Here is a 26,395-nt window from a genome sequence, read left to right on the forward strand (position 1 = left end):
GCTTTATGGATAGTCAGGTTAATCAATAACAATAATGACCACTCAATTTCGTTCACCCGAGCTGCTGCCTCTGAAAATCATTGCCACCGGGGCCGCGTTGCCGCCCAACCGCGTGGCTTCTTCTACGCTCGATGCTCGCCTGGGGAAACCGGCCGGCTACGTTGAAAAACGCTCGGGCATCGTTTACCGCTATCATGCCGCCGACGATGCCAGCCAGGCCGAACTCGCCGCCGCCGCGCTGCAAGACGCGCTGGTTCGCCGCGCCCTCCCGGCAGCCTCCATTGACCTGCTGATCTCCGCCTCGGCGATTTCGGTGCAGGCGCTGCCGTGCACCGCCGCGCATATTCTCAAGGTGGCGGGGCTGGCGCCGGGCACGCCGGGCTTCGACATCAACAGCAGCTGCGTCAGCTTTATCTCTGCGCTGCAGGTGGCGGCGGGGCTGCTGAACGCCGGGACGTATCGGCGTATCGCCATCGTCTCGGCGGATCTCGCTTCACGCGGCATCGACTGGCAGCACGAAGAGTCGTCGCTGATCTTCGGCGACGGCGCCGCCTGCGCCATCGTGGAACGCGGCGACGGCGCCAGCGGCATCCTCGCCAGCCTGGTGGAAACCTATCCCGCCGGCAGCGAGCTGTGCGAAATCCGCGCCGGCGGCACGCGGCGCAACCCGCGCGCCGGCATGTGCGAGCAAGACTTCCTGTTTCATATGCAGGGCAAGCCGCTGTTCCGCCAGGCGTCGGCACTGATTGAGGATTACCTCGACCGGCTGCTGAGCGCCAGCGGCCTGACCCTGGCGCAGATCGCCACCGTGGTGCCGCATCAGGCCAGTCATCTGTCGCTCGAACATATGCGCAAGCGGCTGCATGTCTCCAGCGAGGCGCTGGTGGATATCTACCGCCACCACGGCAACCAGGTGGCGGCGTCCATCCCGACGGCGCTGCATGCCGCCGTGACCACCGGGCGCTTCAACCCCGGCCAGCCGGTGATGCTGATCGGCACCGCCGCCGGGCTGGCGCTGGCCGGCATGGTGTTGCTGCCATGAGGGTGCTGGTCACCGGGGCGACCAGCGGGCTGGGGCGCAACGCGGCGCAGTGGCTGCTGGAGGCCGGACATCAGGTGCGCGCCACCGGCCGCGATGAACGGGCCGGCGCAACGCTGCGTCAGCTGGGCGCCGAGTTTTGCGCGCTCGATCTGGCGCAGGCCACGCCACAGCAGTGTCGGCAGCTCGTCACCGACTGCGAATGGGTCTGGCACTGCGCGGCCAAGTCTTCGCCCTGGGGCGGTAAAGCGGAGTTTCACCGCATCAACGCCGCGGCGACGGAGAAGCTGGCGGAGGCGGCGGGGCGCTGCGGCGTGCGGCGCTTTGTGCATATCTCCACGCCGGCAATCTACTTCGATTTTCAGCCGCATTACGATCTTGACGAAGGTTACCGCGCCCGGCGCTTCGCCAATCACTACGCCGCCAGCAAGTATGCGGCCGAACAACGCCTGTTGGCACAGGCGAAGACCTACCCGCAAACCACCTACATTATTCTGCGGCCGCGCGGCCTGTTTGGCCCGCACGATCGGGTGATCGTGCCGCGGCTGTTGCAGCAGCTCGAACGCGATCGCGGCGTATTGCGTTTGCCCGGCGGCGGACAAGCGCTGCTGGACCTGACCTTCGCCCCCAACGTGGTGCACGCGATGGACCTGGCCAGCCGGCAGCGCGGGTTGCCGTCCGGCGCCGTTTACAACATTACCAATCACCAGCCGCAGCGGCTGGCAGAGATGCTGGATGCGCTGCTGCGTCAGGAACTGGGGCTGCACTACCGGCTGCAGGCCGTGCCCTATCCGTTGCTGCATACGCTGGCCGGCGGCATGGAGCTGTGGGCGACGCTGAGCGGCAAGGAACCGCTGCTGACGCGCTACAGCGTGGCGGCGGTACATTTTGACATGACGCTGAGCCAGACCCGTGCGATTGAAGAGCTGGGCTATCAGCCGCGTTACTCGATGGAAGAGGGCATTCGTCTGACCGGCGAGTGGCTGCGGCGGCAAGGAGGCATACAGCATGGCTAAGGTTACCGTTTTTGAAGTGGGCTATTGCACGCATATCGGCTGCATGGCGCTGCGCGGCGCCGGGTTCCGGGTGTGCAAATTCCCGGCGCGTGCCTATCTGCTGGAGGTGGGGGAGCGCCGCTGGCTGTGGGATACCGGCTACGCGCATTATTTTCAGCAGCATACGCAGGCGGGGCTGTTCAGCCTGTATCGCCGGATGACGCCGGTCTATTTCGATCCCGCCGAGTCGTTGGCGCATCAGCTGCGCGAAGCCGGTTACGGCGAGGGGGATATTCAGGCGCTGATCGTCTCGCATTTTCACGCCGATCACATCGCCGGGCTGCAGGATTTCAGCCAACTCGACTTTATTTGCTCCGGCGAAGGCTGGCAGCAAACCCGCGGGCTGCGCGGTTTCGCGGCGCTGAAGCGCGCCTTTATTCCCGGCCTGATCCCGGCGGATTTCGAGAGCAACCTGCAGTTTATGGAAGCTTTTCCCTCGGTGGCGTTGCCTGCGCTGCTGGCGCCGTTCGAGCGCGGCTATGCGCTGCCGGGCAGCGAAGGGCAGATCGTGCTGGTGCCGCTGCCGGGGCATGCGGCCGGCCATATCGGCGCCTTTATTCTCACCGATGCCGGCTGGACGCTGCTGGCCAGCGACGCCGCCTGGTCGCCGCAGAGTTACCAGACGCTGCGAGGGCCTTCGCGCCTGGCCAATTTGGTGATGGACGACGCGGTGGCGTACACCCGCACGCTGGAGCGGCTCAACCAGCTGTGGGCGGGTGGCCAGGTCAACATTTTGCTGTGCCACGAGGGGGACCTGTGATCCCGTTCATGACCCTTTGGCACTATTTCCGCGCCCGGCGCCTGCGCTTTGGCGATCGTGCGGCGCTGGAGGCGCATCAGGCCCGGCAGCTCGCGGGCTTCGCCCGTCGGGTGTTGAGCAAGAGCCCCTATTTTCAACGCTTCAGCCGCCGGCCGTTCGCCGAATGGCCACAGATGGACAAGGCGTTGATGATGGCGCAGTTCGACCGGATGAACACCGCCGGGCTGCAGCGCGATGCGGTGCTGGCCTGCGCGCAGCGCAGCGAGGCGGATCGCGATTTCACGCCGAAGATCGGGCGCTACAGCGTCGGATTGTCGTCCGGCACCTCCGGGCAGCGCGGCGTGTTCGTCGTCAGCCCGCGCGAACAGCAGGTGTGGGCCGGCGGCATGCTGGCGAAGATGCTGCCGGACGGTCTGTTGGCCGGCGAGCGCGTTGCGCTGTTTCTGCGGGCGGACAATAATCTCTATCACAGCGTAAACAACCGTTGGCTGAGCCTGGCGTTTTACGATCTGCTGGCACCGTTCAGCGAGCATTTGCCCGCATTGGAACGGCAGGCGCCCAGCATCATCGTGGCCCCGGCGCAGGTGCTGCGAGCCCTGGCGCTGGCGGTGCTGGCCGGGCAGGTGAAGTTGCCGATCAAAAAAGCGATCTCGGTGGCCGAGGTGCTTGAAGAGCAGGACCGCCGCCTGCTGCTGCAGGTATTTCCGGCGGTCGGCGAAGTGTATCAGGCCACCGAAGGATTTCTTGCAGCGACCTGCGCGCACGGTACGCTGCATCTGAACGAAGAGTTTTTGCATATCGAACCGCAGTGGATCGACGAACTGCGTTTTACGCCGTTGATCACCGACTTTACCCGCAGCACGCAGCCGATCGTGCGTTATCGGCTGGATGATGTGTTGGTGCTGCGCAAGGAACCCTGCCCGTGCGGGCAGCCGACGCGGGCGATCGCCCGTATCGAGGGACGGCGCGACGATCAACTGATGCTGCCCGATGCGCAGCGGCAACCGCAGGCGGTGTTCGCCGATGCCTGCAGCCGAACGATCGCCAATGCGTTGCCGCTGAGCAGCGATTATCGCCTGATCCAGCGCGGCGAACGGCGGTTGGAACTGATTGCCGATTGCAGCCCGGCGGCGTTGGCGCACTGTCAGGCGCAGCTGATCGCGCTGTTCGCTCGCCAGGGCATCGCCACCGAGCGCCTCGAATGGCGGCTGACGGCGCAGGCGGTGCTGCCGCAGTTCGATCGCAAGCGGCGGCGCATCGTGCGCCAGGCGGAGGAAGCATGAGAAATACGCTGTTCAGACTAGGGCACATGTTGCTCGGCTGGGGGACGGTCGGGGTGGTGTATAGTCTGACCGATCGCCTGCAGGGGGCGGGAACCCTGTTGCCGCCGTCGGCGCTTGACCGGGCGATCCCGTTCAACCCGGCGGCCATCTGGCTCTACCTGTCGTTCTTCCTCATTGTCCCGGCGGGCTATCTGCTGGCGCCGCTGCAGCGGATCACATGGCTGACGCGGGCGATGCAGCTCACCGCGCTGGGCGCCGGGGCGGTTTACCTGCTGTGGCCGACCACCATGGCCTATCCGCAGAACGATGGCGTCGGGATCAGCGCGCAGCTGCTGGCGGCGTTAACCCAGGTGGATTCGCCGCAGAACTGCCTGCCTTCGTTGCATATGGCGCTGACGGTGCTGGCGGTGTGGGCGCTGAGCGACGGCGAGCGCAAAGTGCGCACGGCATTGTGGATGCTGTGGGGTGCGGCGATCGCGTTCTCGATTCTGCAACTGCGCCGCCATTTGTTTGTCGATTTGGCCGGCGGCGCGCTGCTGGCGCTGTTCGCCGGCTGGCTGGCCCTGCGCATGAAAACCCTGCGCCGGCGCGTGGTTAAAGGAGAAATGGGATGAGCGATCTGGCGTTGCCGATAGTGTTCATGCTGTTCATCGTGGTGGCCGAGGCGGTGGCGCTGCAGTGGGGGCGTCGCGAGCCGGTCAACTGGCACGATCTGGTGTTCAACCTGAACTCCGGCCATATCATGTTGTGGCTGTTCCGCGGGTTGGAGATCACCTGTTACGGCTACGTGGCTGCGCATTTCAGCCTGGGGCTGCTGGATGCCTGGCCGCCGCTGTTGATGTGGCTGTTCGCTTTGCTGGCGTGGGACTTCGGTTTCTACTGGCTGCACCGTTTGCATCATCGTTTCCGCCTGCTGTGGGCGGTGCACGTGGTGCACCATCAGGGCGAGCACTTTAATCTGTCGCTGGGGGTGCGCAACTCCTGGTATTCGTCGTTGACGTCGATCCCGTTCTTTTTGCTGCTGGCGCTGGCGGGGGTGCCGCTGCCGGTGTTCGTTGCGGTGTCGATTTTTCACTACAGCATTCAGCTGTTTAATCACAACGCACTGACGCCGAAGCTCGGCGTGCTGGAAAAAGTCCTGGTCACGCCGGCACATCACCGGGTGCATCACGTCAAGGACATGGCCTATTCCAATAAGAACTTCGGCGGCAGCTTTATCTTCTGGGACAAGCTGTTCGGCACCTTCTGCCCGGCATTGCCGACCACGCCGTTCAGCTACGGCGTCAGCGGCGACAGGCCCTCCGCCAACCCGTTCTGGGCGAGCAATCTGCCGTTCCTGCGTTATTTGCGCCTGGCATGGCGCCCGGCGCCGGGCCGGCCACGCGACCGCCGTTCGGCGCTCAGCGTATTCAGCGGCGCCATGCTGTTGTTCTCGCTGGTGGTCGGTTACGTCTACCAATACGGTTACGGCTACGGCGACATCAGCTGGCCGCAAATGGCGCTGCTGGTGCTGCTGGCGTTGGGCTCGGTGGCGCTGGGCGGCATGACGGAAGGGCGACCTTGGGCGAGCGCCGTCTGGTTGCTGGTCGCGCTGGGCATGCCGCTGCTGTTTATCGGCTATCTCGGCTGGCCGCAGCGCTATTGGCATATCGCCATGGCCGCCGTGGCGTTGCATGCCCTGTGCGTCGCGCTGGGCTGGGGACGGAGGGCCGCACCGGCCGCCGTGGAGGAACCGCATGGCTGAAATATTGCCGCCGCTGCGTTTTCCCGCCGATGGCGAACAGGCCTTCCACCGCGATCTTAAGCGCGCGGCGCACGCCTGCCTGGCGGGCGATCATCGCTATGCCGATGCCGCGCGATTGGCCAAGGCTGCGCTGTTGCTGGCGCTGTGCGCCGGGTTTTACGCGCTGAGCCTGCTGCAGCATCAGCCCTGGGCGTTTTTCCTCTGCTATTTCCTGTTCGTGGCCATGGGCATGCTGCTCAACGTCAACGTCAATCACGATGCTTCGCATAACGCCTTCCTGCGCGCGCCCTGGGCCAATCGCCTGGTGGGGCGGTTGGTGACACTGCCGCTGGGCGTCGATCCGGACTATTGGCGCACGCGCCACGTGGATTACCACCACGTTTACGCCAACGTCGAACACTACGATCTGGACACCGAAGAGAACGGCTTTTTCCGCCAGACGCCGTTCCAGCGCTGGCGACCGCATATGCGTTATCAGCATCTGTACTGGCCGCTGATCGCCGCGCTCTCCTTGCCTTACATCGCCTGGATTTTCGATTGGTCCGATCGGCTCGATAAAACGCCGCTGCGGGAAAAACACGTGCTGGCCGGGCGCGGCGGTTGGGCGCTGTTCGTGCTGTGCAAGCTGGCCCATCTGGCGCTGGTGCTGATTATGCCGCTGATCCTGTGCCATTTGCACGGCATCGGCTGGGGGTGGGTGCTGCTGGCCTACGCGCTCAGTCAGATGTGCGCCTCGCTGCTGGTGGTGTTCCTGCTGCTGGGCACCCACTGGGCGCAGGCCGAGTTTTATCCGGCGCCGACGGGCGAGACCATGCCGCACGGCTGGTACCGGCACAATTTTGCCACCGCCTGCGACTGGCAGCCCGAGCCGCGCTGGCTGGAGCACCTGACCGGCGGGCTGAACTATCACCTGACGCATCACCTGTTCCCCGGCTGGAATCATCGCCATTACCCTGCGCTGGCCGCTGCGGTGGCGGAGGTGGCGCAGCGGCACGGCATGGCGTATCGCTGCATCGGCTATCGCGAATTGCTGGCACAGCAACAGCGCTTCTTGCGCCTTATGGGGCAGCCGTGAAACCGCTGCGTCCGTTAGCCTATCGGCGCGACGACAGCGGGTTGCACCGCGCGCTGATGCAGGCCGCCCAGCACTATCTGGCGGCCCACGGCGATCACCGCTTCGCCGACGGCGGCATGTTGGCAAAGGTGGCGCTGCTGCTGGCGCTGTGCGGCCTGTGTTACGGGTTGAGCCTGCAGCAGCAGAACGGCTGGGCGTTTTTCGCCTGTTATTTCGGCTTTATCTTTATCGGCATGTTCCTGACGGTGAACGTGGTGCACGATGCCTCGCACAACGCATTTTTCCGTCGGCCCTGGGCCAACCGCTGGCTGAACGCCCTGGTGAGCGTGCCGCTGGGGCTGGATCCCGACTGCTGGCGCGTGCGCCACGTGCTGTTCCATCATGCCCATAACAACATCGAACATTACGATCCCGACATCGACGCCAACGGCGTGCTGCGGCAAACGCCGTTCCAGCGCTGGCGGCCCTTTATGCGCGCGCAGCGTTACTATTGGCCGCTGGTGGCGGCGCTGACTTTTCCGTACTACATCTGGCTGTTCGATTGGCTGGACAGGGCGGGCCGTACCCGCGTGGCAGCGCGCATGGCGCAGCAGGGCGTACGTGGCTGGATCGGGTTTCTGGCGGGGAAGGCGGCGCACCTGCTGCAGGCGCTGGCGATCCCGTGCTGGCTGCTGCCGCCGGCTATCGGCATCGGGCAAATCCTGCTGGTCTATTTGCTGAGCCAGATGCTTTCTTCACTGCTGTTTGTGATGTTGATCATTGGCACCCACTGGGCCAAGGCCAACTTCTACCAGGCGCCAGAACAAGGCGCAATGCCGCACGGCTGGTATCATCATGTGTTCGCCACTACCTTCGACTGGCTGACCCGGCCGCGCTGGCTGGGGTACTGGCTCGGCGGGGCGAACCTGCATTTGACGCATCATCTGTTCCCGCACTGGAGCCACCGCCATTACCCGGCGCTGAGCCGCATTATCGGCGAGGTGGCGCCGCGTTTCGGCATCGACTACCGCCTGCTGGAGTTGGAGGAGCTGTTGCGCCTGCAGCAGCGTTTCCTCAGCGCGATGGGGCGCAAGCCGCACTAGCGTTGCATGCGGGTTATGCGAGGCGTTACGCAGTTCACTAATTGAACGATATTTACCCTTCCAGTAGACTTTCCCCCGGTGAATCAACGGCCACAGGAGGTGGAGTATGCGGAGTTTACCGATTCGGTTATCCAATGAAATCGACGACAGTTTGAACGATATTGCCCGGCGTCATGGAATGGCCAAAACCGACGTCATACGCCTGGCGTTTGCTTTAATGACGATTGCCGACCGTGAGTGGATGAAACAGGATGGTTCCCGCCTCGGTATCGTGCGTGAAAGCGACGAGGGGCTGGAGGCAGTCGCCGTGGTGGTGGGGATTTTTCCATGAAGCCGCAAAATGAGCGCCCGCAGCTTGATGCTGAAAGGTTGTATTTGGATCCTTCGCTGGTCTTCGACGAAATGGAGCGGCTGCGCCTGGCGCGCCAGGTACTGTGCGGGATATTTGCGGTCAGCGTGGGCGTATTCGCCGCCCACGCGTATTGGGACAAAAACGAAGCGCTCGGTCAAGTGTTCGAGCTGGTGAAGATCGGCGCCTTGCCGCTGGTCACGCTGGTGGTCTCTTTTTACTTTCCCAACAGCGCGTCCAGATAAGGCGCCGCGTTAATGCGACTTCATGCCCGCCGCGGTCATCAGCAGGCGGAACAGCGAGGCGACCACGAACAGCCCCAGCACGCTGGCGCTCCAGATGATCACCAGCCAACCGATGCGTTTCCACCAGGGCGCCGGAGCGGCGGCTGCCGTTTTATCTTGCATAGCGTCCTCCCTCCTCAGTGATAGCCGTGCTCATGGCTGATCTTGCCGCGGAACACGTAGTAGCTCCAGAAGGTGTAGACCAGGATGATCGGGATGATGAACAGCGCGCCCACCAGCATAAAGCCGAGGCTCTGCGGCGGCGCGGCGGCGTCCCACAGGCTGATGGCCGGCGGGATCAGGTGCGGCCAGATGCTGATGCCAAGCCCGCTCAGGCCGAGGAACACCAGCAACAGCGTCAGCATGAACGGCGAGTAGTGCGCGCCGCGTTTCACCCCGCGCTGAATGCCCCAGGCGCTGAGCAGCACCAGCAGCGGCACGGGCAGCAGCCAGAACAGGTTCGGCAGCGTAAACCAGCGGGCGGCGATTTCCGGATGCGCGATCGGCGTCCAGATACTGACTGCGGCCAGCACCAGCAACAGGATCGCCAGCAGCGGCGTCGCCAGGTAATACATGCGCGCCTGCAGATCGCCGGCGGTTTTCATCACCAACCAGGTGCAACCGAGCAGGGCGTAGGTTACCACCAGCCCCAGCCCGCAGAACAGCGCGAACGGCGTCAGCCAGTCCAGCGCGCCGCCGGCGTAGGTGCGGCCTTCGACCGGGAAACCGTTGATCACGGCGCCCACCACCACACCCTGGCTGAAGGTGGCGAAGAGAGAGCCCCAGATGAACGCTTTGTCCCAGATATGGCGCTTCTGCGGCGTCGCCTTGAAGCGAAACTCGAAGGCCACGCCGCGGAAAATCAGCCCGATCAGCATCAGCGTCAGCGGGATCGCCAGCGCGTCGAGGATCACTGAGTAGGCCAGCGGGAAGGCGCCGAACAGCGCCGCGCCGCCCAGCACCAGCCAGGTCTCATTGCCGTCCCACACCGGGGCGACGGTGTTCATCATCAGATCGCGATCGCCGCTCTCTTTCACCCACGGAAACAGGATGCCGATGCCCAAATCGAAACCGTCCATCACCACATACATCATGGTGCTGAACACGATGATCACAAACCAAATCAGCGGAAGATCGATACCCATGTTCAGCTCCTGTCGTCCAGAGTGTCGTTGACCGCGGACAGCGGACGCGCCGGGCGGCCCTCGGTATTGTCTTCTTGGTGCTCATGCGGCTGCGGCCCTTTGCGGATCAGGCGCATCATGTAGGAGTAGCCCACGCCGAATACCGAGCAATAGACGATGATAAACGCCAGCAGGCTGATGCTCATGTGCAGATCGCCGTGTGCAGAGACCGCATCCTTGGTGCGCAGCAGGCCATACACCACCCACGGCTGGCGGCCGATCTCGGTGGTGAACCAGCCCGCCAGCAGCGCCAGCAGTCCGGATGGGCCCATCCACAGAATGAAGTACAGGAACGGGCGCGACTGATAGAGCCCGCCGCGCCAGCGCAGCCACAGGCTCCACACCCCGGCCAGGATCATCAGCATGCCCAGCCCGACCATGATGCGGAACGACCAGAACACCACCGTGGAGTTGGGGCGATCTTCCGGCGGGAAGGATTTGAGCGCCGGCACCTGCTCGGTCAGGCTGTGCGTCAGGATCAGGCTGCCGAGATAGGGCACCTCCAGCTTGAAGCGGGTCTCTTCACGCTGCATGTCCGGCCAACCGACCAGGATCAGCGGCGTGGCTTCGCCCGGCGGGTTTTCCCAGTGGCCTTCGATGGCGGCGATCTTCGCCGGCTGGTGTTTCAGCGTATTCAGGCCGTGCGCATCGCCGATCAGCGCCTGCACCGGCGCGACGATCAGCGCCATCCACATCGCCATCGACAGCATCTTGCGCATCGCCGGCGTATCGCGGCCGCGCAGCAGGTGCCAGGCGGCCGACGCGCCGACGAAGAACGCCGAGGAGAGGAAGGCGGCGGTGGACATGTGCAGCAGGCGATACGGGAAGGACGGGTTGAAGATCACCTTCAGCCAGTCGACCGGCACCACCTGGCCGTTGATGATTTCATGCCCCTGCGGGGTCTGCATCCAGCTGTTGGAGGCCAGGATCCAGAAGGTGGAGATCAGCGTGCCGAGCGCCACCATGCAGGTGGCGAAGAAGTGCAGCCCTGGGCCGACGCGGTTCCAGCCGAACAGCATCACGCCGAGGAAACCGGCTTCGAGGAAGAAGGCGGTCAGCACTTCATAAGTCAGCAGCGGCCCGGTAATACTGCCGGCGAACTCGGAGAAGAAGCTCCAGTTGGTGCCGAACTGGTAGGCCATCACCAACCCGGACACCACGCCCATGCCGAAGTTAACGGCGAAAATCTTTGACCAGAAATGGTAAAGCTCACGATAGGCTTCATTGTGCGTTTTCAACCATAATCCCTCCAGCACCGCCAGATAGCTGGCTAAGCCGATGGTGATGGCGGGGAAGATGATATGGAAAGACACGGTGAAGGCGAACTGTATTCTGGCGAGTTCCAGTGCATCAAGACCCAGCATGGCGCCTCCTAGGGTTGAACATAAATTAACCTCTTGAGTATAGCTGTCATTTTTATGTGAAAAGCTTGGCGTGAAGTTAATCACGAAGTACATTGACTATAATAGTGACAGTTATTTTACTTTTTCATATAACAGTTAAGAGCTATGACCCGATACGAACAGCTTGCGCAGCAGATTAGAGAACAGATCCAGAACCGGGTGTGGCGGGCGGGCGACAAGCTGCCTTCGCTGCGCGAGAGCGGCAAACGCGCCGGATTAAGCCTGATGACGGTGGTGCAGTCTTACCAACTGCTGGAGAGCCAGGGGTGGATCGTCGCCCGGCCGCAGTCGGGTTACTACGTGGCGGCGCGTCCGCAGCCGCTGCCTCAGCCTTCGCGCGGCGAAAAACTGTTGCTGAGCGAGCAGGTGGACATCAACGCCTTTATTTTTGACGTGCTGCAGGCCTGCAAGGATCCGGACATCGTGCCTTTCGGTTCGGCCTTTCCCGACGCTACGCTGTTCGCCCAGCCGAAGCTGGCGCGGGCGCTGAGCAGCGTAGCGCGCAAGTTCACGCCGCACAGTTCGCTGGCCAACCTGCCGCCGGGCAACGACGCGCTGCGGCGGCACATTGCCCAACGTTATGCGCTGAGCGGCATGCAGGTTGCGCCGGACGAAATCGTTATCACCGCCGGGGCGATGGAGTCGCTCAGCCTCAGCCTGCAGGCGGTGACCCAACCGGGCGACTATGTGGCGATCGAGTCGCCGGCGTTTTACGGCGCGCTGCAGGCGCTGGAACGACTGCGGCTGAAGGCAGTGGCGATCGCCACCCATCCGCAGGACGGCATCGATCTGGACGCGCTGCAGCAGGCGGTGGAGCAGTATCCGATCAAAGCCTGCTGGCTGATGACCCATTTCCAGAACCCGCAGGGCGCCACCCTGCCGGAGGCCAACAAACAGCGTCTGGTGGCGCTGCTGCGCGAGCGGCAGATCTCGCTGATCGAAGACGATGTCTACGGTGAGCTGTACTTCAGCGCCGAACGGCCGCTGCCGGCCAAGGCGCTCGACAGCGGCGGCCAGATCCTGCACTGCTCGTCGTTTTCCAAATGCCTGGCGCCGGGCTTTCGCGTCGGCTGGGTGGCGGCGGGGCGTTATGCGCAGCAGATCCAGCGTTTGCAGCTGATGAGCACCGTTTCTACCAGCGTGCCGACCCAGATGGCGCTGGCGGATTATCTGCTGCACGGCGGCTACGACACCCACCTGCGGCGGTTGCGCCGCCTGCTGGCCCAGCGCCAAAGCGCGATGCGTCAGGCGATTGCCCACCATTTCCCGCCGACTGTGAAAGTCAGTCAGCCCGACGGCGGTTACTTCCTGTGGCTGGAGCTGGATCCGGCGCTGTCGTCGATGGAGCTGTACCGGCGGGCCCTTTCCCGGGGTATCAGCATCGCGCCGGGGCGCATGTTCACCACCGGCGACCATTTCAACCACTGCTTCCGTCTCAACGCCTCTTTTGAATGGAATGACCGCTTTGAAGAGGCGATCAAAACCTTAGCCAAACTTATCCGGGGGCTGGCGGCGGCCGGTTGAGCCGCGTTTTTCACGCCGCTTCGCCCCAGAAAAATTCATAATGCTTTTTTCGGCAATGGAATGCCGGTTTCGTTGTTAGACAGCCCTCCAGCCGCCCATTACTCTGCGATAAATTTTGTCACATTTTTATCAACGGGTAGACGAGGGGCAGTGGGTGAGTAGAATAAAAAACAAGCTAAACAAACTGTTGCGTTATCGGTTGACGCCGCTGGCGTTGATCTGCGCGCTGGGATTGAGCGCCGGCGCGCAGGCGGAAACGCTGGCCGAAGGCATCACGCCGGCCAGCGACGCCAGCCGGGTGCCGGCTGCCGCCAAGCTGCGCAAAGACACCGTGGTGGCGGGCATCTCGGAACCGCAGGGGATTTTCAACCCGTATCTGTTCACCAACGGCTGGGACGAGAACGTCACCGACGTGATCTTCAGCCGCCTGATCGGCCTGGACAGCCAGGGCAAGCCGGAAGGGCGTCTGGCGGAGTCCTGGCAGGTCAGCCCCGATAATCTGACCTACACCATCAAGCTGCGGCCGAATCTGGTCTACAGCGACGGCTCGCCGCTGAAGGCCGACGATATCGCCTTTACCCTGACGCTATTGCACGATCCGGCCTATGACGGCGACACTGACATCACGCCGGCGCACATTCAGGGCGGCGCCGAGTATAAAAACGGCACCGCCGCCGGCATCAGCGGCCTGAAGGTGATCGACGATCGCACCATTCAGATCGTCACCACGCAACCGGGCGCCACCACGCTGCAACTGATCGGCGGCCCGGTGCTGTCGCGGGCTTACTACGGCAAAGACTATCAGCGGGGCAAGCTCGACGGCGTGCGCGCCTTGAACGGCAAACCGCTCGGCAACGGCCCCTATATTTACGACAAGTACGTGCCGGGGCAGGAGATCCGCTTCCACGCCAACCCGAACTTCTACCTCGGTACGCCGCCGATGGCGCGCTTTATCTACCGCGTCACCAACCCGGCCACCAACTTCCAACTGTTCCAGACCGGTGAGACCGACTACGACGCCTTTACCGCCAAGCCGGACGATATCGAACAGCTCAAGCTGCTCGGCTTCGCCAATATCAACCTTTACAGCTCAAGCGATTACAGCCGCATCGACTTCAACCTCAAGCGCCCGGCGCTGCAGGACAAGCGGGTGCGCCAGGCGTTGATTTACGGCCTGGATCGGCAAAAGCTGATCGCCGTGGTGTATCAGGGTTACGGCAAGGTCGCCAACCAGCCGATTTCGCCGATCTCCTGGGCCTATGACGCGAACGGCATCAATCCTTACGCTTACGATCTCGATAAGGCCAAAAAGCTGTTGGACGAGGCCGGTTGGCAGTTGGGTGCGGACGGCATCCGGCAGAAAGACGGTAAAAAGCTGGAGCTGACGCTGCTGGTGACCAAAAAGCTGATCAACGACGCGCTGGTGCCGATCGCCAAGGATAACTACCGCCGGCTCGGTGTGGTGCTGAAACCGCAGGTATTGGATTTCAACGCGCTGCTGGCGCAGCGCAAGGCGGGCAATTACGACCTGGCGTCCCTCAGCACCAGCACGCTGAACGATCCGCACGACGGCGTGCGCGATTTCATCAGCCGCGAGAGCGAGACCGGCTACCACAACCCGCAGGTGGATGCGCTGATCGCCAGGGCCAACGCCACGCTGGATATCGCGCAGCGCAAGCCGCTGTACCACCAGCTGTATCAGGCGCTGTCCGACGATCCGCCGGTGATCCTGCTCGGTAACCGCGAGATTTTGAGCGCCAGCAGCGCGCGCGTCACCGGCTTTAAACCGGATATCTACAACGGATTGGTCGGCAGTCTGCCGAACGTCAAACCGGCGCCGTAACGCCCTGACGCCGCCGCGCCATTCCGGGCGGTGGCGATGGAACCCGCGATGAGAAATTTTATCCTGCGCCGTCTGCTGCAGACGATCCCGATGTTGCTGTTGGCTTCCTTGCTGATTTTTTGCATTTTCGCCCTGGCGCCCGGCGATTTTATCGACGGCAACATCAATCTGACCGCGCAACGCGCCGCCGAGCTGCGGGCGCTGTACGGGCTGGATCAGCCGTTGTTCAGCCGCTATCTGCACTGGCTTGGCCGGCTGCTGCAGGGCGACCTCGGCTTTTCACTGCAGTACCAGATCCCGGTCAGCACGCTGCTGAACCAATACATCTGGAACTCGTTCCTGCTGGCGGCGGTGGCGATGGTGTTGTATTGGGGCATCGCGCTGGCGGTGGGAGTGATCTCGGCGATGAAACCCTATTCGCTGTTCGATCATCTGATCACCGTGGCGGTGTTCGCCGCCATGTCGTTTCCGACGTTCTTCCTGTGCCTGTTGCTGATCAAATGGTTCGCCGTCGATCTGCACTGGCTGCCGGCGGGCGGCATGCTGCGCACCGGCAGCGAGGCGAGCGGGCTGGCCTGGGCGCTGGAGGTGGCGGCGCACCTGCTGTTGCCGGTGCTGGCGCTGGTGATGCTGCAGGCCGGCAGCCTGACGCGCTATTTCCGCGCCAGCATGCTGGAGGTGATCCGCATGGACTATATTCGCACCGCGCGCGCCAAAGGGCTCAGGGAGAAAACGGTGATCCTCAAACACGCGCTGCGCAATGCGCTATTGCCGATCATCACCCTGCTGGGGTTCGAGCTGCCGGGATTGTTCTCCGGCGCGCTGATCACCGAAAAAATCTTCAACTGGCCGGGCGCCGGACACATCCATATCGATTCGCTGGCGGCGCGTGATTACCCGGTATTGATGGGGTTCACGCTGTTTCTGGCCGCCTTGACCATTCTCGGCAATCTGCTGGCGGATATTCTGTACGCCTACGCCGATCCACGCATTCGCTTGAGGTAACACGATGTTGGCTACGTTGTTTTTCGGCCGCCGTCGCCGCTGGCGCCAGGCGCAACTGCCGGCGCTGGCGCAACTGTCGCCACCGCCCGCGGCGCAGGCCTGGCGGCGGCTGCGCCGCCACCGGCCGGCGATGATTTCGCTGGCGTTGCTGGTGTTGTTGGCGTTGCTATGCCTGATTGGGCCGTCGTTGTCGCCGTGGCGCGACGATGCCGGCGATGTGCTGAATATCAATCAGGCGCCGAGCGGCGCGCACTGGTTGGGCACCGACTTTCTCGGCCGCGATATCTGCACCCGGCTGCTGCTGGCGGGGCGGATATCGCTGACCATCGGCCTGGTGTCGATGTTGCTGTCGGTGACGCTGGGCTACGTGCTGGGGGCGCTTTCCGGTTATCTGGGCGGCGTGGCGGACCGGCTGATCATGCGCTTCGCCGATCTGCTGATGACCATTCCCGGCCTGCCGCTGTTGATCATCATGGGCGCGATGCTGACCGAACTCGACGTGTCGTCGGACTACCGCATCTACATGGTGATGATCATGCTGAGCCTGCTGGGCTGGCCGTCATTGGCGCGGCTGGTGCGCGGCCAGATCCTGTCGCTGCGCGAGCGGGATTTCATGCTGGCCACCGAGGTGCTGGGTCTCTCCACTCGGCGACGCCTCTTCGGCCATCTGCTGCCCAACACCGTACCGATTCTGGTGGTGGTGGCCACCATGGCGGTGGCCAACGCCATTCTCAGCGAATCGGCGTTGAGTTACCTCGGGCTGGGCGTGGTGCCGCCGACGCCGTCGTGGGGCAACATGATGGACGCCGCCAACAGCCTGATCGACTTTCAGCGCCGGCCCTGGCTGTGGATGCCGCCCGGGTTGGCGATCTTCGTCACCGTGGTGGCGATCAATATCCTGGGCGACGGCCTGCGGGACGCGCTCGATCCGAAAATGAACGGAGTAACACGATGAGTCAACCGCTGGTGGCGTTCGACCGACTGTCGGTGTCGTTTCAGGGCGAGCAGGGGCCGGTGCGGGCGGTGCAGCAGGTCAGCCTGGAACTGCAGGCCGGGCAAACGCTGGGGATCGTCGGCGAATCGGGCTGCGGCAAAAGCGTGACCGCCATGGCGCTGATGGGGCTGTTGCCGCGGCCGCTGGCGCAGGTAGACGGTGGTGAGATTCGTTTTGAAGGGCAAAACCTGCTGTCGCTGCGGGCGGCGCAGATGGCCGATTTGCGCGGCAACCGGCTGGCGATGATCTTTCAGGAGCCGATGAGCGCGCTCAATCCGGTGCTGACGCTCGGCGAACAGCTGCTGGAGCCGCTGATTCGTCATCTGGCCCTGTCGCCGAAAGCGGCCTGGCGTCAGGCGGTGCAACTGCTGGAGGAAGTGGGGTTGGCGCGCGCGGAGGCGCTGATGCGCTGCTACCCGCACCAGCTTTCCGGCGGCATGCTGCAGCGCGTGATGATCGCCATGGCAATAGGGTGCCGGCCGGCGCTGCTGATCGCCGATGAACCGACCACGGCGCTCGACGTCACGGTACAGGCGCAAATCCTGGCGTTGCTGCGCGAGCAGAGCCGGCGACACAATATGGCGATGATCTTGATCACCCACGATCTTGGGGTGATCGCACAAATGGCGGATCGGCTGGCGGTGATGTACGCCGGGCGCGTCGTCGAGCAGGGAACGACGCGGGAAGTGCTGGCCGAACCGCGGCACCCTTATACTCAGGGGCTGATCGCCTCGCGGCCGGTGCCGGGGCAGCGGCGTCGCCGTTTGTACTCCATTCCCGGCCAGGTGCCGGATCTGGCGCGGCTGCCTGAACACTGTGCGTTTGCCGAGCGCTGCGCGCAGGCCACCGCGCGCTGCCGCGACGGCATCCCGCCGTTGTACGGGACTCAGCAGCGCCAATCCGCCTGCTTCCTCAACGCCGGAGGGCGCCTGCATGTCGACTGAACCCCTGGTGGAAGTGAAAGGATTAAAGAAATATTTCCCGCTGCGCGACGGGCTGTTCGGGCGAACCACCGGCCAACTGAAGGCGGTGGACGACGTCAGCTTCAGCATTCGCAAGGGCCGCGTTTTCGGGCTGGTGGGCGAGTCCGGCAGCGGCAAAACCACCGTCGGCCGCACGCTGCTCGGCCTGCACGATAAAACCGCCGGTGAGGTGATGTTCAAAGGGCAGGCGCTGGATAGCCTCAGCAAAGACGCGCTGCGCGCTCTGCGGCCGAAAATGCAGCTGGTGTTTCAGGATCCGTACAGCTCGCTGAATCCGCGTCTGCGCGTGGGCGACGCCATCGGCGAAGCGCTGTTGCAGCATGGCCTGGCAAGCAAGGCGGAACTGCGCGAACGGGTGCTCGATACCCTGGCGATCTGCGGGCTGTCGCCGCAGCATTACGGGCGGTTTCCACATGAGTTTTCCGGCGGCCAGCGGCAGCGCGTCGGTATCGCGCGCGCGCTGATCCTGCAACCGGAATTTATCGTCGCCGATGAACCGATATCGGCGCTCGACGTGTCGATTCAGGCGCAGATCATCAATCTGTTTTCCGATTTACAGGAAAGGCAGGGGGTGACGCTACTGTTTATTTCGCACGATCTCGGCGTGGTGGAGCATCTGTGCCAGGACGTGGCGGTGATGTATCTGGGGCAGATCGTCGAGAGCGCCGACCGCGATTCGCTGTTTCGCCAACCGCTGCATCCCTACACGCAGGCCTTGTTGGCAGCGGTGCCGACGCTGGATGCGCACCGTTCGCCGGCGTGGGTGGCCGGGGGCGAAGCGCCCAATCCCGCCAACCCGCCGCGCGGCTGCCGTTTCCATCCCCGCTGTCCGCTGGCCACGGCGCAATGCCGTGAACAGGCGCCGCATCTGCGCAGCGTGGCGCCCGGCCATCAGGTGGCTTGCCACGTGGTTGGCTAGCGTCAGGACAGGTAGTGCTTCAACGCGCGCCCGGCCTGGTGGATCGCCGAATGCACCGCCGGGACGTGGGCGAGCGGATTCAACAGGCCGTAATCGTGGATCAGGCCGTTGTAGCGGGTGGCGGTGACCTCGACGCCGGCGGCGTCAAGCAGACGCGCGTAAGCTTCCCCCTCATCGCGCAACACGTCCAGCTCGGCGATTTGCACCAGCGCCGGCGGCAAGCCCCGCAGCTGTTCCGGCGTGGCGTTGAGCGGCGAGGCGTAGATCTCTTTGCGCTGCGCCTTATCGGGCGCATAGCTGTCCCAAAACCACTTCATCATGTTGCGGGTCAGGAAATGGCCTTCGGCGAACTGATGATAGGAATCGGTATCAAAGTGGGCGTGCGTGACGGGCCACAGCAGGATCTGGCAACGCAGCGCCGGTATGCCTTTCTCTTTGGCCATCAGGCTGACCACCGCTGCCATATTGCCGCCGACGCTGTTGCCGACCACCGCCAGCCGTGACCCATCGACATTGATTTTTTCGCCGTACTCGGCCACCCATTCCGTGGCGGCGTAGGCCAGATTGATCGCCTGAGGGTAATGCGCTTCCGGGGAGCGCGGGTAGTTGACGAATACCGCCGCCGCGCCGGAGCTGTAAACCAGATCGCGCACCAGCCGTTCATGAGTGGGAAAATCGCCCAGCACCCAGCCGCCGCCGTGAAAGAACATGAATACCGGCAACGCCTCCTTGACCCTGGCCGGCCGCACCAACTGCAGCAGAATATCCTGGCCCTCAACGTGGATGGTTTTCTCGCTGATTTCCACCTCGCGCAGCGGCACCTCGACGCTGCGTTGCACGCCCTCCAAAACCCTGCGCGCTTCTTTGGGCTTCATCTGCTCCATGGGTTTACCGCCACCGGCATTCAGCGCGTCGAGAAACGCGCGGATGTCGTGTTGGGCGTGCGGCTGGCTGAGATCGACGGTTTTCTTGGGCATGGTGGCTCCTTGTGCGCAGAAGAGAAGGGGCGGTCAGGATCACAGTGTAGTCGCTGGCGTACAAAGCACGCACGAACCGCGGTCAGCGCGGCTCCTTTTTCGCGAGTATGGCGGGTGGCGCCTCTGCGTCGCTGCCGCGTTGCACCATGCTGGCGCGCCGCTGCACCCGATGGGGGCAAAAAGTGTGATAGCGAGCAAATTGGGGGAAATTATTTTTGCGAGCCCGATCAGAAATCCTGAAGTTTTTCGTAATTGAATAGGATTTCGAACGCAATGATGATTTTAGGCCTTATTTTTTAATTTATGCATTACCAATGCATAGAAAATGAATAAATATTCATTATAAGCCGTTGTTTTAACGTAAAAAATAGCAAAATCCGGCAAAAATCCCGTTTTGGCACGATAGCTGCTCTACACTCTTTATCAAACGACATGTATTTTAACTGCTCGTTAACATTTACTCTCCGCTCAGGGACCGGATATACGCCATAAATAGTGGAAAACCGATTTTATGTAACAGATTTGTTTCTAAATCAGCGGTAAGAGACAGCATTTTCTCCGCCGCGAAAGTCGGTTTTGAACAACGGTTTTTTTGCATTGTGGCGGTCTAACCGGGCTTGAGCGGCCCTTACAGTCAAAATTCAGCCTTTGCTGAGATTATGAGGTCACTATGGAACAGCCAATCGCAGTTACCCGCCAGTCTTTCGATGACTGGATGGTCCCGGTTTATGCCCCTGCCGATTTTATTCTGGTGCGTGGCGAAGGATCGCAGGTGTGGGATCAGCAGGGTAAGTCTTACATCGATTTCGCCGGCGGCATCGCGGTTAACGCGCTGGGCCATGCGCACCCGGCGGTCAAGGCGGCGCTGGTGGAGCAGGCGGGCAAACTGTGGCATCTGGGCAATGGCTATACCAACGAACCGGTACTGCGTCTGGCCAAAAAACTGATCGACGCCACGTTCGCCGACAAGGTGTTCTTCTGTAATTCGGGTGCAGAAGCCAACGAGGCGGCGCTGAAACTGGCGCGTAAACACGCGCACGACCAGCACGGCGCCGGTAAAGATCAGATTGTGGCGTTCAACAACGCGTTCCACGGCCGCACGCTGTTCACCGTTTCCGCCGGCGGTCAGCCGAAGTATTCGCAGGATTTTGCGCCGCTGCCGGGCGGCATCACCCACACGCCGTATAACGATCTGGCCGCAGCGGCCGAGCTTATCAACGATCGCACCTGCGCGGTGATCGTCGAGCCTATTCAGGGCGAGGGCGGCGTGCTGCCGGCGGAGGCCAGTTTCCTGCAGGGGCTGCGTGAACTGTGCGATCGTCATAACGCGCTGCTGATCTTCGACGAAGTGCAGACCGGCGTCGGCCGCACCGGCCATCTGTATGCCTACATGCAGTACGGCGTGGTGCCGGACGTGCTGACCACCGCCAAAGCGCTGGGCGGCGGCTTCCCGATCGGCGCGATGTTGACCACCGATGCGCTGGCGAAAACGCTGGGCGTCGGCACCCACGGCACCACCTACGGCGGCAACCCGCTGGCGACGGCGGTGGCGGGGGAAGTGTTCTCCATCATCAACACGCCGGAAGTGCTGGAAGGCGTCAAGCAACGTCACCAGTGGTTCATCGACGGGTTGAACGATATCAACCGTCAGTACCCGATCTTCGCCGAGATCCGCGGCGGCGGTTTGCTGATCGGCTGCCAATTGAAGAAAGACTATGCCGGCAAAGCGAAGCAGATCACCCAACTGGCCAACGAAGAAGGCGTTATCGCGCTGATCGCCGGTCCGGACGTGGTGCGTTTCACGCCGTCGCTGATCATCCCTGAGCAGGATGTGAAAGAGGGGCTGGCGCGATTCGCGCGCGCCGTGGCGCGTATTTGCAGCTAATCAGCGGGCTGCGCCTTCACCGGCGCAGCCTGATTCAGAAGAGGTTCGCATTATGATGATTATTCGCCCTATAGAGCGTCGCGATCTGGCGGATTTACTGACGCTTGCCGGTAAATCCGGCATCGGTCTCACTTCACTGCCGCAGAATGAAGATACCTTGTCGGCGCGCATTGAGCGGGCGTTAAAAACCTGGCAAGGCGAACTTCCGCAAAGTGACCAGTGTTATTTGTTCGTGTTGGAAGACAGCGAGCGCCGGCAGGCGGTGGGGGTCTGCGCGATCGAAGTGGCCGTCGGCTTGGCGGAACCCTGGTACAGCTTCCGCGTCGGCACGCAGGTGCACGCCTCCAAACAGCTGAACGTCTATAAATCGGTGCCGACGCTGTTCCTCAGCAACGACCATACCGGCCATTCGGAGCTGTGTACGTTGTTCCTCGATCCGGATTATCGCCACGGCGAGAATGGCAAGCTGCTGTCGAAGGTACGTTTCCTGTTTATCGCCGCGTTCCGTGAACGCTTCTCCCGGCGCCTGATCGCCGAGATGCGCGGTTTCTCCGATGAAAACGGCCGTTCGCCGTTCTGGGAGAGCGTCGGTCACCGTTTCTTCTCCATCGAGTTCGCCAAGGCGGACTACCTGAGCGGCACCGGGCAAAAGGCGTTTATCGCCGAGCTGATGCCGAAACACCCGTTGTATGTCGATTTCCTGGCCGAAGATGCGCAGAAGGTGATTGGCGAAGTACACCCGCAAACCCTGCCGGCGCGCCGGTTGCTGGAGGCGGAAGGCCTGAGCTATCAGGGCTACGTCGATATCTTCGACGGCGGCCCGACGCTGGAAGCGGAGATCGACCATATCCGCGCGGTGAAGCAGAGCCGCCTGGTGAAAGTGGTGCTGGATGACACGCCGATGCGCGCCGATGCGCCGGTGCATCTGGTGGCCAACGACAACTATCAGAATTACCGCGCACTGTTGGTCAATGCCGATCTGTATGACGACCGCCTGCATATCAACGCCGCCACCGCCGCGGCGCTGGGCGTCGAACAGGGCAGCCCGGTGCGGGTGCTCCCCCTTATTGCACAGGAGAAAGCATGATGTCCCATCCTGCACTGTTGATTAACGGCGTCTGGCGGCAGGGCCGCGGCGCCGAGTTCGGCAAGGCCGATCCGGTCGGCAACCAGCCGCTGTGGCGCGCTAACGCCGCCGACGCCGCCGACGTCGCCGCTGCCTGCGAAGCCGCACGCGCCGCGTTCCCCGCCTGGGCGCGCACGCCGTTCGAGCAGCGCGAACAGCTGGTGAAACGCTTCGCCGCCTTGCTGGAGGAACACAAGCAGTCGCTGGCGGAAACCATCAGCCGCGAGACCGGCAAGCCGCGTTGGGAAACGCTGACCGAAATTCAGGCGATGATCGGCAAGGTGGGCATTTCGCTGCAGGCCTATCAGGCGCGCACCGGTTTTAGCCAGACGGCGATGGCCGACGGCGCTTCGGTGCTGCGCCATCGTCCGCACGGCGTGCTGGCGGTGTTCGGGCCTTACAACTTCCCCGGCCATCTGCCGAACGGCCATATCGTGCCGGCGCTGTTGGCCGGTAACTGCGTGGTATTCAAACCGAGCGAGCTGACGCCGTTGATCGCCGAGGAGACCCTGAAACTGTGGCTGCAGGCCGGTCTGCCGGACGGGGTGATCAATCTGGTGCAGGGCGGCCGCGAAACCGGCGAAGCCTTGGCGGCCAGTGCGGATATCGACGGTCTGCTGTTTACCGGCAGCGCCGGCACCGGCTATCACCTGCATCGCCAATTGGCGGGGCAGCCGGAGAAGATCCTGGCGCTGGAGATGGGCGGCAACAATGCGCTGATCGTCGATGGTTTCGAGGATCGCGACGCGGCGGTCAACCTGGCTATCCAGTCGGCGTTTATCTCCGCCGGTCAACGCTGCACCTGTTCGCGTCGCATTCTGGTGAAGCAAGGGGCGGAAGGCGATGCCTTTATCGCGCGTTTGGTTCAGGTGGCGGGCGAACTGCGCGTCGGCCGTTGGGATGCCGAACCGCAGCCGTTCATGGGCGGGGTGGTGTCGGCTGCCGCGGCGGAAAACATGCTGAAAGCGCAGGAGCGCTTGCTGGCGTTGGGCGGCAAATCGCTGCTGGCCATGCGTCTGCTGGAGCCGGGCAGTTCGCTGCTCAGCCCGGGCATCATCGAGCTGACCGGCGTGGCCGGCGTGCCGGACGAAGAGTACTTCGGGCCGTTGACCACCATCGTGCGTTACCGCGATTTCGACGAGGCTCTGCGGCTCGCCAACCAGACGCGCTACGGCCTGTCGGTGGGATTGGTCTCGCCGCAGCGCGAGCTGTTCGAGCGGCTGTTGCTGGAAGCGCGCGCCGGCATCGTCAACTGGAACAAGCCGCTGACCGGGGCGTCCAGCGCGGCGCCATTCGGTGGCGTGGGGGCCTCCGGCAACCATCGACCAAGCGCCTTCTATGCGGCGGACTATTGCGCCTGGCCGATGGCTTCGCTGGAAAGCGAAAGCCTGTCGCTGCCGGCCACGCTCTCGCCGGGCTTGTCGTTCCGTTAATCGTCTGCGGCGGCGCGATGGCGCTGCCGCACGCTATCCCCAGGGGATAAACATGTCAGGATATGAAGTCAATTTCGACGGTTTGGTGGGGCCGACGCACCACTATGCCGGGCTGTCGTTCGGCAACGAGGCGTCGACGCAGCATCAAAACAGCGTATCGAACCCGAAGCTGGCGGCGAAACAAGGTTTGCTGAAAATGAAGGCGCTGGCCGATCTCGGTTTCCAGCAAGGGGTCTTGCCGCCGCAGGAGCGGCCGCATTTACCGATGCTGCGTCGCCTGGGTTTCAGCGGCAGCGATGAGGCGGTGCTGGCGCAGGCGATGCGTCAGTCGCCGCGATTGCTGTCAGCGCTCAGCTCAGCGTCGTGCATGTGGACCGCCAATGCGGCCACCGTCTCACCTTCGGCGGACAGCGCCGACGGCAAGGTGCACTTCACCGCCGCCAACCTGAACAACAAATTCCACCGCGCCATCGAAGCGGAAACCACCACCGCCGTATTGCGGGCGATGTTCAGCGATGATCGGCATTTCGCCCACCACGAGGCGCTGCCGCAGGTGGCGTTGTTCGGCGACGAAGGGGCGGCCAACCATAACCGTCTGGGCGGCGACTACGCCAGGCGCAGCGTGCAGGTGTTCGTCTATGGTCGTCAGGAGTTTGGCGGCGAAACGGCGCCGGCGCGTTACCCTGCGCGCCAGACGCGTGAAGCCGGCGAGGCGATCGCTCGCCTGCACCAGTTGGATGAACAGCATACGGTCTTCGTGCAGCAAAACCCGGCGGTGATCGATCAGGGCGTGTTCCATAACGACGTGATTGCGGTCAGCAACCAGAACGTGCTGTTCCATCATCAGCAGGCGTTTTACCGCCAGCAACAGGCGCTGGATGAAGTGCGCCGCAAGATGGCGACGCTGGACAGCGAGCTGGTGGCGATTGAAGTGCCGACAGAGCGCGTCTCGGTAGCGGACGCGGTGGCGACCTATCTGTTCAACAGCCAAATTCTTACCAAACCGAACGGCAAGATGATGATCGTCGTGCCGGAGGAGTCGCGTCAGCACGCCGGCGTGTGGCGTTACCTCAACGACATGGTCGGCAGCGGCGGCCCTATCGATGAAATCCGCGTGTTCGACCTGCGTGAAAGCATGCGCAACGGCGGCGGCCCTGCCTGCCTGCGGTTGCGGGTGGCGCTCAACGAACAAGAGTTGAGAGCGGTCAATCCGCGCGTGATGATGAACGATCGGCTGTTCGCAACGTTGAACGAGTGGGTCGATCGTCATTACCGCGACCGCCTGACGCAGGATGACCTGGCCGATCCGCTGCTGCTGCGCGAAGGGCGCGAGGCGCTGGATGCGCTGACGTCGATCCTCGGTCTCGGCGCCATTTATCCGTTCCAACGCTAAGGGAGGCAGCATGATCGATCTACTGCCCCTGACGCTGGAAGGGACCGAACCCGTCGAATGGCAAGGTGAAACACCGCAGCTGCGGTGGCGCTGGCAGGGGGAAGGGGTGCTGGAGCTTACGCCACGACAGCCTTACCGCCAGGCGATGGTGATGTCGGCGGGCGTGCACGGCAATGAAACCGCGCCGATTGAACTGCTCAATCAGCTGGTCGGCGATCTCCTTGCCGGCCGGTTGCCGCTGACGGTGCGACTGTTGGTGGTGCTGGGCAACCCGGCGGCGATGCGGGCCGGCAAGCGTTATCTGCACAGCGATATGAACCGTATGTTCGGCGGCCGCTACCGCAACTTCGCCGCCAGCGGCGAAACCGTGCGCGCGCAGCAGTTGGAGCGTGCGCTCGCCGCCTTTTTCGATGGGGAGCAGGCGGCGCGTTTCCATTACGATTTGCACACCGCCATCCGTGAATCGCGTTTGCCACGTTTCGGCATTCTGCCCTTTCAGAAACGCCCGTACAGTGAGCCGATGTTGAAGCTGCTGGATGCCGCCGATCTGGATGCGTTGGTGGTACACAGTGCGCCGGGCGGGACTTTTAGCCATTACTCCAGCGAACATCTCAATGCGGCGAGCTGTACGCTCGAGCTGGGCAAGGCGCGGCCGTTCGGCAGCAACGATCTGCAGCAGTTCGCCGCCATCGATCGCGCTCTGCGGGCGGCGGTCAGTGAAGGGGCACTGCCGGCGCGTGCGGGCGCCGAGATTCGGGTTTTTCGTGTGATGCACTCGTTGATCAAGCACAGCGAAGATTTCAAACTGCATCTGGACGATGACACGGCCAACTTCACCGAACTGCAACCGGGCATGTTGCTGTGCGAGCAGCCGCAGGAGGACTATCGCGTGGGCCAGGAGGGGGCGTGGATACTGTTCCCTAACCCCAGCGTGGCGTTGGGCCTGCGTGCCGGTATGTTGTTGAGCGAAGTTTCCCGCTCTACGCTGTATTGATTTATCCACGGTGGCGCCGTCAGCGCGCCGCCGTTATTCCTTTCATTATTTTAATCTGCTA

25 protein-coding genes are annotated in these 26,395 nt (G+C 63.0%); 21 read left to right on the forward strand and 4 right to left on the reverse strand.

What is annotated here, in order from left to right:
* The first annotated feature begins 34 nt into the window (after positions 1 to 34).
* The 10 genes from ACJ8PN_RS10175 (at position 35) to ACJ8PN_RS10220 (ending at position 8,632) form a co-directional block, all read left to right on the forward strand.
* A complete protein-coding gene (locus ACJ8PN_RS10175; RefSeq protein ID WP_171454217.1) occupies positions 35 to 1,042 on the forward strand; it encodes a 3-oxoacyl-[acyl-carrier-protein] synthase III C-terminal domain-containing protein in 1,008 nt (335 codons plus the stop codon).
* Positions 1,039 to 2,055 (forward strand): NAD-dependent epimerase/dehydratase family protein, encoded by a 1,017-nt coding sequence (locus tag ACJ8PN_RS10180; RefSeq protein WP_442534878.1) that lies wholly within the window; start codon positions 1,039 to 1,041, stop codon positions 2,053 to 2,055. Before ACJ8PN_RS10175 ends, ACJ8PN_RS10180 begins: the two co-directional genes overlap by 4 nt.
* Positions 2,048 to 2,854 carry an MBL fold metallo-hydrolase gene (locus ACJ8PN_RS10185; protein ID WP_171454215.1) on the forward strand — a complete coding sequence of 269 codons (807 nt, stop codon included), beginning with the start codon at positions 2,048 to 2,050 and terminating at the stop codon, positions 2,852 to 2,854. The genes ACJ8PN_RS10180 and ACJ8PN_RS10185 overlap by 8 nt, the downstream gene beginning before the upstream one ends.
* Positions 2,851 to 4,137 carry a F390 synthetase-related protein gene (locus tag ACJ8PN_RS10190; protein ID WP_171454214.1) on the forward strand — a complete coding sequence of 429 codons (1,287 nt, stop codon included), beginning with the start codon at positions 2,851 to 2,853 and terminating at the stop codon, positions 4,135 to 4,137. The genes ACJ8PN_RS10185 and ACJ8PN_RS10190 overlap by 4 nt, the downstream gene beginning before the upstream one ends.
* Positions 4,134 to 4,751: a phosphatase PAP2 family protein gene (locus ACJ8PN_RS10195; protein WP_171454213.1), complete on the forward strand. Its 618-nt coding sequence runs from the start codon at positions 4,134 to 4,136 to the stop codon at positions 4,749 to 4,751. The genes ACJ8PN_RS10190 and ACJ8PN_RS10195 overlap by 4 nt, the downstream gene beginning before the upstream one ends.
* The gene (locus ACJ8PN_RS10200; protein ID WP_171454212.1) at positions 4,748 to 5,881 is read left to right on the forward strand and encodes a sterol desaturase family protein; all 1,134 of its coding nucleotides are present in this window, start codon (positions 4,748 to 4,750) and stop codon (positions 5,879 to 5,881) included. Before ACJ8PN_RS10195 ends, ACJ8PN_RS10200 begins: the two co-directional genes overlap by 4 nt.
* Positions 5,874 to 6,956: a fatty acid desaturase family protein gene (locus ACJ8PN_RS10205; protein ID WP_171454211.1), complete on the forward strand. Its 1,083-nt coding sequence runs from the start codon at positions 5,874 to 5,876 to the stop codon at positions 6,954 to 6,956. Before ACJ8PN_RS10200 ends, ACJ8PN_RS10205 begins: the two co-directional genes overlap by 8 nt.
* Positions 6,953 to 8,038, forward strand: coding sequence for an acyl-CoA desaturase (locus tag ACJ8PN_RS10210; protein ID WP_442534879.1), 1,086 nt, complete (start codon positions 6,953 to 6,955; stop codon positions 8,036 to 8,038). The genes ACJ8PN_RS10205 and ACJ8PN_RS10210 overlap by 4 nt, the downstream gene beginning before the upstream one ends.
* 106 nt (positions 8,039 to 8,144) lie before the next feature.
* Positions 8,145 to 8,369, forward strand: a complete 225-nt coding sequence (locus ACJ8PN_RS10215) for a hypothetical protein (protein ID WP_004934623.1) — start codon at positions 8,145 to 8,147, stop codon at positions 8,367 to 8,369.
* Positions 8,366 to 8,632 carry a hypothetical protein gene (locus ACJ8PN_RS10220; RefSeq protein WP_046896641.1) on the forward strand — a complete coding sequence of 89 codons (267 nt, stop codon included), beginning with the start codon at positions 8,366 to 8,368 and terminating at the stop codon, positions 8,630 to 8,632. The genes ACJ8PN_RS10215 and ACJ8PN_RS10220 overlap by 4 nt, the downstream gene beginning before the upstream one ends.
* 9 nt (positions 8,633 to 8,641) lie before the next feature.
* On the opposite strand, the gene ACJ8PN_RS10225 is transcribed toward ACJ8PN_RS10220, so the two are convergent.
* The 3 genes from ACJ8PN_RS10225 to ACJ8PN_RS10235 are packed head-to-tail and all read right to left on the reverse strand — an operon-like array spanning position 8,642 to position 11,219.
* Complete coding sequence (locus ACJ8PN_RS10225) at positions 8,642 to 8,794, reverse strand: DUF2474 domain-containing protein (RefSeq protein WP_004934619.1); 153 nt, start codon at positions 8,792 to 8,794, stop codon at positions 8,642 to 8,644.
* 14 nt (positions 8,795 to 8,808) lie between these two features.
* Positions 8,809 to 9,816 (reverse strand): cytochrome d ubiquinol oxidase subunit II, encoded by a 1,008-nt coding sequence (cydB, locus tag ACJ8PN_RS10230; protein WP_004934617.1) that lies wholly within the window; start codon positions 9,814 to 9,816, stop codon positions 8,809 to 8,811.
* Between the two features lie 2 nt (positions 9,817 to 9,818).
* Positions 9,819 to 11,219 carry a cytochrome ubiquinol oxidase subunit I gene (locus ACJ8PN_RS10235; protein ID WP_004934615.1) on the reverse strand — a complete coding sequence of 467 codons (1,401 nt, stop codon included), beginning with the start codon at positions 11,217 to 11,219 and terminating at the stop codon, positions 9,819 to 9,821.
* Between the two features lie 144 nt (positions 11,220 to 11,363).
* Here ACJ8PN_RS10235 and ACJ8PN_RS10240 point away from each other — a divergent pair, with 144 nt between their 5' ends.
* From ACJ8PN_RS10240 to ACJ8PN_RS10265, 6 genes are all read left to right on the forward strand, one after another.
* Positions 11,364 to 12,782: an aminotransferase-like domain-containing protein gene (locus tag ACJ8PN_RS10240; protein ID WP_004934613.1), complete on the forward strand. Its 1,419-nt coding sequence runs from the start codon at positions 11,364 to 11,366 to the stop codon at positions 12,780 to 12,782.
* A 187-nt stretch (positions 12,783 to 12,969) separates the two neighbouring features.
* Positions 12,970 to 14,625 (forward strand): ABC transporter substrate-binding protein, encoded by a 1,656-nt coding sequence (locus tag ACJ8PN_RS10245; RefSeq protein ID WP_442534914.1) that lies wholly within the window; start codon positions 12,970 to 12,972, stop codon positions 14,623 to 14,625.
* Between the two features lie 48 nt (positions 14,626 to 14,673).
* Positions 14,674 to 15,630, forward strand: a complete 957-nt coding sequence (locus ACJ8PN_RS10250; RefSeq protein ID WP_004934604.1) for an ABC transporter permease — start codon at positions 14,674 to 14,676, stop codon at positions 15,628 to 15,630.
* A 4-nt stretch (positions 15,631 to 15,634) separates the two neighbouring features.
* Positions 15,635 to 16,585, forward strand: coding sequence for an oligopeptide ABC transporter permease (opp4C, locus tag ACJ8PN_RS10255; protein WP_442534880.1), 951 nt, complete (start codon positions 15,635 to 15,637; stop codon positions 16,583 to 16,585).
* Entirely contained in the window at positions 16,582 to 17,568 is a 987-nt protein-coding gene (locus tag ACJ8PN_RS10260) for an ABC transporter ATP-binding protein (protein WP_322192924.1), read from the forward strand. The genes opp4C and ACJ8PN_RS10260 overlap by 4 nt, the downstream gene beginning before the upstream one ends.
* On the forward strand, positions 17,558 to 18,526 hold the full coding sequence (locus ACJ8PN_RS10265; RefSeq protein WP_015378177.1) for an ABC transporter ATP-binding protein: 969 nt from the start codon (positions 17,558 to 17,560) through the stop codon (positions 18,524 to 18,526). The genes ACJ8PN_RS10260 and ACJ8PN_RS10265 overlap by 11 nt, the downstream gene beginning before the upstream one ends.
* A 2-nt stretch (positions 18,527 to 18,528) precedes the next feature.
* Here ACJ8PN_RS10265 and ACJ8PN_RS10270 read toward each other — a convergent pair whose 3' ends face one another.
* Positions 18,529 to 19,503, reverse strand: a complete 975-nt coding sequence (locus ACJ8PN_RS10270) for an alpha/beta hydrolase (protein ID WP_351106012.1) — start codon at positions 19,501 to 19,503, stop codon at positions 18,529 to 18,531.
* A gap of 670 nt (positions 19,504 to 20,173) precedes the next feature.
* Here ACJ8PN_RS10270 and ACJ8PN_RS10275 point away from each other — a divergent pair.
* Genes ACJ8PN_RS10275 through astE form a run of 5 tightly spaced genes read left to right on the forward strand, consistent with a single transcriptional unit; the run spans position 20,174 to position 26,334 of the window.
* Positions 20,174 to 21,388 carry an aspartate aminotransferase family protein gene (locus tag ACJ8PN_RS10275; protein ID WP_015378175.1) on the forward strand — a complete coding sequence of 405 codons (1,215 nt, stop codon included), beginning with the start codon at positions 20,174 to 20,176 and terminating at the stop codon, positions 21,386 to 21,388.
* A gap of 52 nt (positions 21,389 to 21,440) precedes the next feature.
* A complete protein-coding gene (astA, locus tag ACJ8PN_RS10280; RefSeq protein WP_004934585.1) occupies positions 21,441 to 22,475 on the forward strand; it encodes an arginine N-succinyltransferase in 1,035 nt (344 codons plus the stop codon).
* Positions 22,475 to 23,947: a succinylglutamate-semialdehyde dehydrogenase gene (astD, locus tag ACJ8PN_RS10285; protein ID WP_442534915.1), complete on the forward strand. Its 1,473-nt coding sequence runs from the start codon at positions 22,475 to 22,477 to the stop codon at positions 23,945 to 23,947. Before astA ends, astD begins: the two co-directional genes overlap by 1 nt.
* 52 nt (positions 23,948 to 23,999) lie before the next feature.
* Complete coding sequence (gene astB / locus ACJ8PN_RS10290) at positions 24,000 to 25,340, forward strand: N-succinylarginine dihydrolase (RefSeq protein ID WP_015378173.1); 1,341 nt, start codon at positions 24,000 to 24,002, stop codon at positions 25,338 to 25,340.
* Positions 25,341 to 25,350: 10 nt separating this feature from the next.
* Positions 25,351 to 26,334: a succinylglutamate desuccinylase gene (astE, locus tag ACJ8PN_RS10295; protein ID WP_160125567.1), complete on the forward strand. Its 984-nt coding sequence runs from the start codon at positions 25,351 to 25,353 to the stop codon at positions 26,332 to 26,334.
* Positions 26,335 to 26,395: the final 61 nt, after the last annotated feature.

It is taken from the genome of Serratia sp. CY76391 (assembly GCF_052166695.1).
GTDB classification, from domain to species: domain Bacteria; phylum Pseudomonadota; class Gammaproteobacteria; order Enterobacterales; family Enterobacteriaceae; genus Serratia; species Serratia nematodiphila.

Bases quoted from the DNA above. Each gene is read 5' to 3' on its own strand.
- ACJ8PN_RS10250 (WP_004934604.1), top strand. From the start codon at position 14,674: ATGAGAAATTTTATCCTGCGCCGTCTGCTGCAGACGATCCCGATGTTG.
- opp4C (WP_442534880.1), top strand. From the start codon at position 15,635: ATGTTGGCTACGTTGTTTTTCGGCCGCCGTCGCCGCTGGCGCCAGGCG.
- ACJ8PN_RS10260 (WP_322192924.1), top strand. From the start codon at position 16,582: ATGAGTCAACCGCTGGTGGCGTTCGACCGACTGTCGGTGTCGTTTCAG.
- ACJ8PN_RS10275 (WP_015378175.1), top strand. From the start codon at position 20,174: ATGGAACAGCCAATCGCAGTTACCCGCCAGTCTTTCGATGACTGGATG.
- ACJ8PN_RS10225 (WP_004934619.1), bottom strand. From the start codon at position 8,794: ATGCAAGATAAAACGGCAGCCGCCGCTCCGGCGCCCTGGTGGAAACGC.
- ACJ8PN_RS10175 (WP_171454217.1), top strand. From the start codon at position 35: ATGACCACTCAATTTCGTTCACCCGAGCTGCTGCCTCTGAAAATCATT.
- ACJ8PN_RS10185 (WP_171454215.1), top strand. From the start codon at position 2,048: ATGGCTAAGGTTACCGTTTTTGAAGTGGGCTATTGCACGCATATCGGC.
- ACJ8PN_RS10265 (WP_015378177.1), top strand. From the start codon at position 17,558: ATGTCGACTGAACCCCTGGTGGAAGTGAAAGGATTAAAGAAATATTTC.
- astD (WP_442534915.1), top strand. From the start codon at position 22,475: ATGTCCCATCCTGCACTGTTGATTAACGGCGTCTGGCGGCAGGGCCGC.
- cydB (WP_004934617.1), bottom strand. From the start codon at position 9,816: ATGGGTATCGATCTTCCGCTGATTTGGTTTGTGATCATCGTGTTCAGC.
- ACJ8PN_RS10195 (WP_171454213.1), top strand. From the start codon at position 4,134: ATGAGAAATACGCTGTTCAGACTAGGGCACATGTTGCTCGGCTGGGGG.
- ACJ8PN_RS10180 (WP_442534878.1), top strand. From the start codon at position 1,039: ATGAGGGTGCTGGTCACCGGGGCGACCAGCGGGCTGGGGCGCAACGCG.
- astE (WP_160125567.1), top strand. From the start codon at position 25,351: ATGATCGATCTACTGCCCCTGACGCTGGAAGGGACCGAACCCGTCGAA.
- ACJ8PN_RS10200 (WP_171454212.1), top strand. From the start codon at position 4,748: ATGAGCGATCTGGCGTTGCCGATAGTGTTCATGCTGTTCATCGTGGTG.
- ACJ8PN_RS10235 (WP_004934615.1), bottom strand. From the start codon at position 11,219: ATGCTGGGTCTTGATGCACTGGAACTCGCCAGAATACAGTTCGCCTTC.
- ACJ8PN_RS10270 (WP_351106012.1), bottom strand. From the start codon at position 19,503: ATGCCCAAGAAAACCGTCGATCTCAGCCAGCCGCACGCCCAACACGAC.
- astA (WP_004934585.1), top strand. From the start codon at position 21,441: ATGATGATTATTCGCCCTATAGAGCGTCGCGATCTGGCGGATTTACTG.
- ACJ8PN_RS10240 (WP_004934613.1), top strand. From the start codon at position 11,364: ATGACCCGATACGAACAGCTTGCGCAGCAGATTAGAGAACAGATCCAG.
- astB (WP_015378173.1), top strand. From the start codon at position 24,000: ATGTCAGGATATGAAGTCAATTTCGACGGTTTGGTGGGGCCGACGCAC.
- ACJ8PN_RS10205 (WP_171454211.1), top strand. From the start codon at position 5,874: ATGGCTGAAATATTGCCGCCGCTGCGTTTTCCCGCCGATGGCGAACAG.
- ACJ8PN_RS10215 (WP_004934623.1), top strand. From the start codon at position 8,145: ATGCGGAGTTTACCGATTCGGTTATCCAATGAAATCGACGACAGTTTG.
- ACJ8PN_RS10220 (WP_046896641.1), top strand. From the start codon at position 8,366: ATGAAGCCGCAAAATGAGCGCCCGCAGCTTGATGCTGAAAGGTTGTAT.